Source organism: Candidatus Binatia bacterium (assembly GCA_036504975.1).
Classification (GTDB): Bacteria; Desulfobacterota; Binatia; order UBA9968; family UBA9968; genus JAJPJQ01.
In genome coordinates this window covers 42,961-52,448 of the sequence record DASXUF010000008.1, presented here as the reverse complement: position 1 = coordinate 52,448, position 9,488 = coordinate 42,961, and the positions used below count along the sequence as shown (strand labels likewise).

The window sequence follows — 9,488 nt, the reverse complement described above, 5'->3', positions numbered from 1 at the left end:
GGCGTCACCGCTCATAAGCATCGACGATCTCATAGTGCACCGCCCGGGCATCGTAATCCGCCATCATGGCCTGGACGACCGGAGGCACGACGGCCACCTCGGGATCCCGCCCGGCGAACGCGCGGATCGCGCTCAGAAATTCCCACACCGTGACGATCCTGAACTCGGTGCCGGCATCGACCTCCCGCCGGAGAATGCCGGCACGGACGAAGCCCGGGATCGCCGAGAGCTGCGGGAACGTGTCCGTCCGCAAGTGGTTCACGTAGCTCTCGGCCTGCCCCAGCCTGGCGATGCCCTTCCAGTGTCTGGATATCACCGTCAGCCCATCCCTAGCGCAGGGTCCGGGTCAGCTCCCAGACCTCGTGGGTGTAGGCGGACGGCTCGGCGGGCTTCTTGATCACGCCGAACTTCAGCGCGATGTCGGCGGTGCGCTTGAAGGCCTCGGGGTCCATCTTCCCGGCCGGCGTCTTGGGCGCGGGCGGGCCCCAGACGAGCTTGTTGATCTCCGCCATCATCCAGGTCTGGTGCGGCTTGCCGAGCACCGGGCTCTCCTTCAGCACGAGGTCTACGCAGGCGGCCGCCTGGTTCCGGCAGAACTCCCAGCCCTTGAGGGACGCTCGGAGGAACCGAGCGGCGGTCTCCTTGTTCTTGCCGGTGCGGAGCCAGTCCGCGCGGACGAAGATCCCGTCCTCGAGCATGGCGGTGCCCTCGGTGTTGAAGTCGATGACGACCAGGTCCTCGGGCTTAACGCCCGCGTCCAGCACCTGCTTGTACTCGTTGTAGGTCATCGCTGCCGCCGCGTCGACCTGCTTCTGCAGCAGGAGGTTCATGTCGAACGGCTGCTGGACCAGCGTGAGGTCCTTCTGCGGGTCGAGCTTGTACTTGGCGAGCGTCGCCAGGAGGGCGAACTCGTTTCCGCCGAACCACACCGCCACCTTCCGGCCCTTGAGGTCCGCCGGCGTCTTGATGCCGGACGTCTTGAACGCGAGCTCCCGCATGCCGCTGTAGGCGAAGACCTGGCCGATGTTGACCAGCGGCACCCCCTGCTCGCGCGCGGACAGGAGGCTCGGCAGCCAGTCGATCCCGAATTCCGCCCCGCCGCCCGCCACCACCTGCTCGGGCACGATGTCCGGGCCGCCGGGGATGATGGTAACGTCCAGGTTCTCGGCGCGATAGAAGCCCTGCTGCTTGGCCGCGTAGTACCCCGCGAACTGGGCCTGGGTCACCCACTTGAGCTGGAGCCGCGCCTTCGTGGCCTGCGCCGCGGCCGACCCCGGCCACAAGAGAGCCCCCAGCGTCACCAGGGTCAGCGCGAGCCACGTCGTCCCGTTCGTCCGTCTCGTCATCGCGGGTCCCTCCGACATCGCATGAGGTTTCGACCAGGGCGCCAGGCGGCGTTCACGCCCCGGCGCGGTCCTCGCCGACTCGCCACGGCACGACGAGGCGCTCGACGAGCGTCACCGCCAGGTAGAACGTCAGCCCGAGCACGCAGGCCACGAGGATCGCCGACCACGACTGGCGGGTCTGGAAGAGACTCGCCGTGCTCTTGATATACACGCCGAGCGACTTCATCGGGCCGCCGAAGAACTCGCTCACGACGGCGCCGATCATGGCCAGCGTGGTGCACGCGCGGAACGCGGTGAACATGTGGGGCAGGCTGTGCGGGAGCCGGAGCTTCCAGAAGACCTGCCACTCGGTCGCGGCGATGCTTCGCATCAGCTCGAGGCTCCGGGCGTCGACGCCGAGCAGGCCTCGGAGCGTGCCGACGAAGGTCGGGAAGAACGTCATCAGGGTCGCGATAGCGATCTTGGAGCCCGGGCCGATGCCGAACCAGACGATCGCCAGCGGCGCCAGCGCGACGATCGGCACCGAGGCCGACGCGATGGCGTAGGGGAGAACGACGCCGGCGAACGCCGGGAACCGGCTCGCCAGCGCGGCGACCAGCACGCCCCCGCCGCAGCCCAGGGCGTAGCCGGCCAGCGCCTCGCCGAACGTGTAGAGCGCCGACTCCAGCAGGACCGGGTAGGTTTGCCGGAGGGTCGCCGCGATCACGTGGGGCGCCGGCAGGAGGTAGAACTCGATCGAGAAGGCGAAGACGACCCCCTCCCACAAGAGGAGGCCGAGCGCGAAGACCCCCAAGACCGGCAGATACTCACGGGCGGGCCGCATCGGCTACCTGACCTCGCCGGCGGGGCTCCCCGCGGCGGTCAGAGCGGGGTCCTCGACCAGGTGCTCCCGCACGAGGGTGACCAGCTCGAAGAAGCGCGGCAGGGCGCGCGTCTTCTCGCTGCGGGGCTGCGGCAGGTCCACGTCCACCACTCGCTCGATGCGGCCGGGCCGGGGCGTCAGCACGACGACGCGGCTCGAAAGGAAGACCGCCTCCGCGATGCTGTGGGTGACGAAGAGCACGGTGGCGCCGGTCTCGCGGCAAACGTTCAGGAGCTCCCCGTTCAGGCGCTCCCGCGTCATCTCGTCGAGCGCCCCGAACGGCTCGTCCATGAGCAGGATCGCCGGGTTGGTCGCGAGCGCCCGCGCGATGGCGACCCGCTGCTGCATCCCACCCGAGAGCTGCCAGGGATAATGGCGGCGGAAGGCGTCGAGCCCGACCAGCCGCAGGAGCGCCCGCACCCGCTGGTCCCGCTCCGGCCGCGGCCAGCCGATCACCTCGAGCGGCAGGCCGACGTTGGCCTCCACCGTACGCCAGTCGTAGAGCACGGGCGCCTGGAACACGATGCCGTAGTCCCGATCGAGGCGCGCCGCCCCGGCGCGCTTTCCGTTCACGGTGACCACGCCTTCCGAGGGCGGGACGAGGTCGCCGACGATCCGGAGGAGGGTGGACTTCCCGCACCCCGACGGGCCGATCAGCGAGACGAACTCCCCGCGCTCGACGGCCAGCGAGACATCTTGGAGCGCCTCGGTCGGGCCGACGCGGCTCGGGTACGTCTTACTCACGCCCTCGAGCTCGATGATCGCCACGCTTGCTACTCCCGGGAGGCCTGTCTCGACCTGCCGCTGCTCACTCGATCACCCGGTCCGCGCGCGCCAGGACGGACTGCGGAATCTTAATGTCGAGCGCCGTGGCGGTTTTCATGTTGACGACGAGCTCCACGCTTGTCGGCAGCTCGACGGGCAGCTCGGCCGGCTTGGCGCCCTTGAGGATTTTGTCGACGTACGTAGCCGCTCGGCGCCAGTTCTCAAGGTTGTTGTGCGCATAGGACATGAGACCGCCACCGATCACGTAATCTCCGGTTGTATACACCGCCGGCAACCGGTTCTTGGCCGCAAAGTCCACAATCTGCTTTTGATAGGTAATGAAGACCGGACTGGGCGATATAATGATCGCTTGTGCGCGAGCCTTGAGTACCGCTTCGAACGCAGGGTTGAAATCGTTCGCGCTCCGCACTTCCAGAGTTTGGAGCTGAACGCCGAGTGCCTGCGCCGCCGCCTGCATCTCGCTTTTTGGAGAGTTTGGATTGCAGAGGTAAGCCACACGAATGACCTTGGGGAAGGTCTCCTTCAACAGCTCCAACCTTTTACCATCCAGTTCGGTCGACAGGTTCGTCATTCCAGTAACGTTCCCGCCCGGTCGCGCGAAACTGGCGACGAGCCCGGTCCCAACCGGATCATTGACCGCAGTGAAGATGACGGGGACGGTGCCGCTGGTTTTTTTGGCAGCCTGAACGGAGAGCGTAGAGGCGGTAACGATAACGTCTACCTTGAGGCGGACCAGCTCACCCGCCAACTCAGGCAATCGCTCCGTCTTTCCCTCTCCATAACGGTACTCGATGACGATATTTTGGCCTTCGAGGTAACCAAGCTCTCTGAGTCCCTGGCGGAACGCATCGATCCGGACTGAAAACGCGGATTGCGAGCCCGGAACGAGAAGGCCGATTCGAGCGACCTTCTTCGCCTGCTGCGCGTGGGCGAGATGAACAAAAGGCAGGATAACGATAGTGATTAGCCAAGCCGCTGTTGTTCTGTTCATGGTTTTCTCCACCTCAATTTAATCGCAATGGCCGTGCCAGACTCGCGCAGGTGATGTCCCGAAGTCAAGCCACCGGAATCGCAGCCGATTTTTTATGTCGTGAGCTGTGTGAGAGTCGCGAGATCAAACGGAGAGTAGCAGGTTTGCTACCCAGAGTAGCAGAACCGCTTCAGTCGATTTTGAGGGATTTCATCAGCCTGAAGAGGTGGGTTTTGTGGAGGCCAAGCAGCTTGGCCGCTTCGGTGCGGTTACCGTCGGCCTGGGCGAGCGCTTTCTGGATCATCTCGCGGCGCGCGGCGTCGATCGCTTCGTGATACGAAAGGCCGCCAGGCAAAGAGCCCTGCGCGCCGCCGGCTATGGACGTCGGCAGATCGGCGGAAGCAAGTCTCGGTCCCAGGCCGAGGACGACGGCGCGCTCGATAACGTTGGCCATCTCGCGGACGTTTCCGGGCCAGTGATAAGTGAGAAGCCAGTCCATAGCTTCCGCGGCGATCTCGCCGAAATTCTTCTTTGTCTCTTTCGCAAAGCGCTGAAGAAAAAATTTCGCCAGATCCGCGATGTCTTCTTTTCTGTCTCTTAGCGGCGGCAAGTGAATGGGCACGACGTTGAGGCGATAGTACAGATCTTCCCGAAAGCGCCCCTGTTTGATGTCGCCGTCGAGATCGCGATTGGTCGCCGCGATGATTCTCACGTCCACGCGCATCGGCTTGGTTCCGCCGACGCGCTCGAACTCCCGCTCTTGAAGAAAGCGCAGCAGCTTGGTTTGCAGCTCGGAAGTAACGTCGCCCACCTCGTCGAGAAAAACCGTGCCGCCGTCGGCCAGCTCCATCTTACCTTTTTTAAGCTGATGCGCTCCGGTAAACGCGCCCTTTTCATGGCCAAAGAGCTCGCTTTCCAAGAGATCCTTCGACAAGCCGACGCAGTTGATGGCGACGAACGGCTTGTCTCTCCGATCGCTCCATTTGTGGATCGCGCGCGCGAGAAGTTCCTTGCCCGTGCCGCTCTCGCCCAGGAGCAACACCGTCGCCTTGCTGTGCGCGGCTTTTTTGGCGGCATCCACGGCCAGATTCATCTTGGCGCTTTTTCCGAGAACGAGATGGTGCCGCTCGCTGACTTCTTCCGAGAGGATTTCGACTTCTCTTTTGAGGCTCTCCCGCTCCAAGGCTTTCCGCACGACCAGGGCCAGGTGGTCCGGCTCGAAAGGCTTGGGAATAAAATCGTACGCGCCTTCCCTCATCGCCTGCACGGCGCGCTCGATCGTGCCGTAAGCCGTGATCATAATGACCGGCGTATCGTGTCCCCTGCCGCGCAGCTCTTTAAGAACATCGACGCCGTTCATGCCGGGCATCTGATAGTCCAGGAGTATGAGTTCCGGGTGGAATGATTCGATTTGGCTGAGGGCCTCGGCGCCGCTGCCGGCTCTTTCGATCGCATATCCTCGATCGGTCAGCTCCTGTTGGAGCAGATCGAGATTGAAAGGCTCGTCGTCCACGATGAGAATCTTGTTGGCCATCGTTCTATTTTTTATTTTGGATTTCGGTTTATCGCGCCAAGACGCCAAGAGCGCGAAGGAAAATATCTTCCTTTTTATCCGAACTTGGCGTTCTTTGCGCCTTTGCGCGAGCTATCTTTTTCCGATTCCGTTATCCAAAACTAACCATGTTATTGCCGCTGCGGCAGCGAGAAGCAAAACTGCGCGCCATGGGGAGAGTTGGACTCGATCCAGAAGCGGCCGCCGTGAAGACGAACGAATTCGCGCACTACCTTGAGCCCGAGTCCGAAGCCCTCGCCGGCTTCGTCGGATTCCATCCTCGGAGCCGCCGTGGCTTCATCGAAGAGCGGCGCGAGCAACTCCTGCGGCACGCCCGGGCCCTCGTCGACCACCCGGATCGTGATCCGGCCGTCCTGTGCCCCCGCCTTCAAAATGATCTTTCCTCCCCGCGGAGAAAACTTGATCGCGTTCGCCAAGAGATTCTGGATCACCCGGACGATTTTGACGCGGTCGGCCGTCAGCTCTATGTCGGTTTCCGGAAAATCCGTAGTTAAGCCGATCTGCTTTTTTCTCGCCTGGTAGTGAAAATCCCTGAGCGATTCATCGAGCAGCGCCGTCAGGGAGGTCGCGGCCGGGCTCAGCCGCAGCGTTTCCGATTTGATACGATAGGTTTCGAGGACGTTGTCGATGAGAAAGTACATGTCGTTCGCCGCCCGCATGACGACGTCAAAATACTCGCGCCGCCGGCCGGAATCCTCCGAAAACTTCGGATCACCCTGCGCGATGTCGGTCATTCCGATCAGGTTGCCGAGCGGCACCCTGAGGTCGTGAAAAAGTTTAGGGATCAATGAGGCCTCGAAATCGCGCTCTCTTTGAAATTGGGCCAAGAGGCGGTCTTTCTCTCTCACCCAGGCCCGGATGCCCAACGCCATCAACCCCGCGCCTAAAGCGAGCGAGAGGTCTTCCACGAGCCAATCGCCCCAGCGCGGCTGGTAAAAAAAATTGTCGGCGACGTCGGCAAAACTGCCGAGCAAAAATAAAAGAGATCCCAAACACAAGGTTCCGGCGGATCTCCATCGAGGCAGAATCGCCAGATTCCAAATAAAGACGAAGACGAAAAGGAGTCCCTCGACCGCGATCTGCCGCGCGTCGGCGCCGTCCCTCCAGCCCTCCGATCCTAAATAAAAGAGGTAACCCAGCGCCGCCAGCGCGAGGATCAATACGATAGCGACGCCGAGTTCTTTACGAACCCAATTCGCATTCAATAGGCCACCTCAGTCGGCTACCGCGCCGCCTTGGTATATCTAGCAACGACGACAATATATTCGAAGAGCCTAGAGTGAAGCGGCGGTCCTGTCAACCAACTTATTTGCCTTAGCAAACCGCCAAGGCAAAAGCCTTGGCGGGAAGCGATCGCCGCACAGTGGAAAATACCGGCGATCGTTACTATATTTAAGACTGAGTCGGGAGCGAAACGGATCGCCCCCGGAGGAGGAAGAAAAATGGCTGAAGACATTCGGATAAAGCGCGAGATCGTGCTCGAGGCGGATGCCGAGACTCTTCAAAAGATGCGGAAGGAAGGCCGCGCGCGCGGCTTTACGGTTTACTGCGACGAGGCGGAGCGCACGGGCGGCGAGAACACCGCACCGCCGCCGCTGGCTTACTTTTCCCTCTCTCTGGGTTTTTGACTGCTGACGCAGATCTCCCGGTACGCGGAGATGATGAAAACCAGGATTAAAAAGGCGCGCGTGTTCGTCAAAGCTAAATTTAAAAGCGAAGGCTCGGTCCTGGCCGAGACCGTCCGGGCGCAGGGGCTAGGCTTTGAGACGCGGTTGGAGCTCGATTCCGATGAGGCCGTTGAGAAGATTGCCGCCGTCGTCCGCAACGCCGAGAACGGCTGTTACGTGCTGCAAACGATTCTTCGTCCCGTGCCGGTCGAGCGGGAGTTTACTTTGAACGGCAATGCATTTGATCCCGACAACTTAGGCAAGAAGAGAACGTAACGTGCTAACTGCATTCGATGGCTTCCGTCTCTCATTTTTTCCCTCACCCCAACCCTCTCCCCTGAGGGAGAGGGCAAGGGTGAGGGCCGCGCGAGCGGAAAGTATGGAATGACCGGTGACACGCTCAGCATAAGAGCTAAACTAATTCGAAAGGAGAAAGAGCATGGCTAAGCAGATGGAATTTTTCGGCATCGAGTACAAGGAAGGCTCTTTAGAGCCGAAGGTATCCGAGCTCATCCGCTTTGCGGTGAATCTAGCGATCGGCCACGAGTATGGCGCCAAGCTTCATCTCGACCGGGCCCGCAAGGCCGGCGCCACGGAAGACGAAATCTGGGAGGCTACCATTTGCTCCATCCGCCCCGTGGCGGCTCAGGTGAGAAATTTCGCCAAGAAAATAATCGACAACGACCCCAAATACGGCGGAGGTCAATAGAAGTCTCATGAACCCCTGGACGATCGAAGTCGACGAAGAGGATTTCGAGAAGGAAGTATTGGAAGGCTCTAGCCGGGCGCCGGTGGTCGTAGACTTCTGGGCGCCGTGGTGCGGGCCGTGCAAAGTTCTCGGACCCGTTTTGGAGCGGCTCGCGGAAGAGCACGCCGGAGACTTCATTCTCGCCAAGGTGAACGTGGACGAAAATCCCGAGCTGGCGGCGCTCTTCCATATTCAAGGAATCCCCGCGGTAAAAGTCTTCGCGGACGGCAAGATAGCGGGTGAATTCACCGGCGCGCTGCCGGAGGACTCCGTGCGCCAATGGCTGTCCCGCTTCCTTCCTTCGGAGGCGGATCGCGACGCCGTGGAAGCGGAGGAGTTGGCAAAGAGCGGGCGAACGGAAGAGGCAAGAGCCCTCTACGAGAAGATCCTGCAATCGGATCCCAATCATCCCAAGGCGCTTCTCGGCCTGGCGCGCATTCTTATAGCGGCCGGCGAAGACAAAAAGGCGCTCGAATTGCTGGAGAAAGTGCCGCTCACCAGCGACGAGCGTAAAGACGCCGACCAGCTCATCGCCCGCCTGACGCTCAAAAGCGCCGGCCGCCAAGACGAGGCCGCGCTCGGCGCCGCTGCGGCCGCGGATCCTGATAATTTGGCGAAGCGATTGGAGCTGGCGCAAGCGCTGGCCGCGAATGAAAAATACGAAGAGGCGCTGGCCGAGTTTCTCTCGATCGTCAAAAAAGACCGGGGCTTTCGCGACGACGCCGCGCGGAAAGCGATGCTGCAAATTTTCGAGGTTTTGGGAGACGACAACGAGTTGACGCGAAAGTACCGCTCAGAGCTGGCGAAAGTTCTTTTCCGTTGAGGCGATGCCGTTCTTGTCCGACTCGGCGTACCAGAAACGCTCACCGTCGTACGCCATGCAGGTCGGAATGAAATCGACGGGGAGCCGCTCGACCACAAGCTCGCGCGCTGGATCGTAGCGCGAAAAAAAATATTTCGCCTGGCGTTTTTCGCCCCAGTGGCCCAAGGGCCCAGGCTCGGATTCGATCATCCACAGCTCATGTCTAAATGCCGCCGGGCTGAAAGTTTCATTTTCCGTGCGAATCACCCAGTTGGTCTTGCCGGTCTCGGGATCGAGACAATAGAGCTTGCGGTTGTTGCGGTGCGTGAGCCAGAGCTTGCCGTCGACGAGCGTCGCGCCCGCCGCCGCGCCCTCCGGGCAACCGAACGTGAGCGCCGGTTTATCGTCGGCAAACGACCAGAAGACGATTTGCCGGTCGAGCTTTCCCCCCGCGGTCAACAACCACAGGCCCGTCTCCGCCGGCGAGACATCCCAGACTTCATGAGTGTAAGTGAGCTTCGTTTCGGTTTTTCCGGTCGCCGGATCGTATGTGGCCACGCGTTTTTGCTTTGGAATGGCCAGCCAAAGCAGACGGCCGTCGTGCTCCATTCCGGCGACCGAGATATCGCTCAGCTCCAGCTTCACGGTTTCCTAAGCTAGGTGAATTCATCGCGCGGATCAACTCGAACGGAAACCCCCTCTCCTTTGTCCTCTCCCCCGTCGCGGGGGAGAGG

Annotated in this window: 11 protein-coding genes; 3 read left to right on the top strand and 8 right to left on the bottom strand. The window is 61.6% G+C overall.

Features of this window, described 5'->3' with window-relative positions:
- Positions 1 to 4: 4 nt before the first annotated feature.
- The 7 genes from VGL70_00855 to VGL70_00825 form a co-directional block, all read right to left on the bottom strand.
- A complete protein-coding gene (locus VGL70_00855; protein HEY3302063.1) occupies positions 5 to 316 on the bottom strand; it encodes a hypothetical protein in 312 nt (103 codons plus the stop codon).
- A gap of 13 nt (positions 317 to 329) precedes the next feature.
- The gene (locus VGL70_00850) at positions 330 to 1,346 is read right to left on the bottom strand and encodes an ABC transporter substrate-binding protein (GenBank protein ID HEY3302062.1); all 1,017 of its coding nucleotides are present in this window, start codon (positions 1,344 to 1,346) and stop codon (positions 330 to 332) included.
- A gap of 52 nt (positions 1,347 to 1,398) precedes the next feature.
- Positions 1,399 to 2,169: an ABC transporter permease gene (locus tag VGL70_00845; GenBank protein HEY3302061.1), complete on the bottom strand. Its 771-nt coding sequence runs from the start codon at positions 2,167 to 2,169 to the stop codon at positions 1,399 to 1,401.
- Between the two features lie 3 nt (positions 2,170 to 2,172).
- Positions 2,173 to 2,970, bottom strand: a complete 798-nt coding sequence (locus VGL70_00840; GenBank protein HEY3302060.1) for an ABC transporter ATP-binding protein — start codon at positions 2,968 to 2,970, stop codon at positions 2,173 to 2,175.
- 46 nt (positions 2,971 to 3,016) lie between these two features.
- A complete protein-coding gene (locus VGL70_00835; protein ID HEY3302059.1) occupies positions 3,017 to 3,985 on the bottom strand; it encodes an ABC transporter substrate-binding protein in 969 nt (322 codons plus the stop codon).
- A 169-nt stretch (positions 3,986 to 4,154) separates the two neighbouring features.
- Complete coding sequence (locus VGL70_00830) at positions 4,155 to 5,498, bottom strand: sigma-54 dependent transcriptional regulator (GenBank protein ID HEY3302058.1); 1,344 nt, start codon at positions 5,496 to 5,498, stop codon at positions 4,155 to 4,157.
- A 149-nt stretch (positions 5,499 to 5,647) separates the two neighbouring features.
- Entirely contained in the window at positions 5,648 to 6,742 is a 1,095-nt protein-coding gene (locus VGL70_00825; protein HEY3302057.1) for a HAMP domain-containing sensor histidine kinase, read from the bottom strand.
- A 237-nt stretch (positions 6,743 to 6,979) separates the two neighbouring features.
- Between VGL70_00825 and VGL70_00820 the strand changes: the two genes are divergently transcribed.
- The 3 genes from VGL70_00820 (at position 6,980) to VGL70_00810 (ending at position 8,775) form a co-directional block, all read left to right on the top strand.
- On the top strand, positions 6,980 to 7,480 hold the full coding sequence (locus VGL70_00820) for an OsmC family protein (GenBank protein ID HEY3302056.1): 501 nt from the start codon (positions 6,980 to 6,982) through the stop codon (positions 7,478 to 7,480).
- A gap of 163 nt (positions 7,481 to 7,643) precedes the next feature.
- Positions 7,644 to 7,913, top strand: a complete 270-nt coding sequence (locus tag VGL70_00815; protein ID HEY3302055.1) for a carboxymuconolactone decarboxylase family protein — start codon at positions 7,644 to 7,646, stop codon at positions 7,911 to 7,913.
- A 7-nt stretch (positions 7,914 to 7,920) separates the two neighbouring features.
- Positions 7,921 to 8,775: a co-chaperone YbbN gene (locus tag VGL70_00810; GenBank protein HEY3302054.1), complete on the top strand. Its 855-nt coding sequence runs from the start codon at positions 7,921 to 7,923 to the stop codon at positions 8,773 to 8,775.
- Here VGL70_00810 and VGL70_00805 read toward each other — a convergent pair.
- The gene (locus VGL70_00805; protein HEY3302053.1) at positions 8,746 to 9,399 is read right to left on the bottom strand and encodes a hypothetical protein; all 654 of its coding nucleotides are present in this window, start codon (positions 9,397 to 9,399) and stop codon (positions 8,746 to 8,748) included. The genes VGL70_00810 and VGL70_00805 overlap by 30 nt on opposite strands.
- Positions 9,400 to 9,488: the final 89 nt, after the last annotated feature.

What these genes read in the sequence shown, in the direction of transcription:
- VGL70_00845 (HEY3302061.1), bottom strand. Translation starts at nt 2,169, where the DNA reads ATGCGGCCCGCCCGTGAGTATCTGCCGGTCTTGGGGGTCTTCGCGCTC.
- VGL70_00815 (HEY3302055.1), top strand. Translation starts at nt 7,644, where the DNA reads ATGGCTAAGCAGATGGAATTTTTCGGCATCGAGTACAAGGAAGGCTCT.
- VGL70_00850 (HEY3302062.1), bottom strand. Translation starts at nt 1,346, where the DNA reads ATGACGAGACGGACGAACGGGACGACGTGGCTCGCGCTGACCCTGGTG.
- VGL70_00835 (HEY3302059.1), bottom strand. Translation starts at nt 3,985, where the DNA reads ATGAACAGAACAACAGCGGCTTGGCTAATCACTATCGTTATCCTGCCT.
- VGL70_00830 (HEY3302058.1), bottom strand. Translation starts at nt 5,498, where the DNA reads ATGGCCAACAAGATTCTCATCGTGGACGACGAGCCTTTCAATCTCGAT.
- VGL70_00810 (HEY3302054.1), top strand. Translation starts at nt 7,921, where the DNA reads ATGAACCCCTGGACGATCGAAGTCGACGAAGAGGATTTCGAGAAGGAA.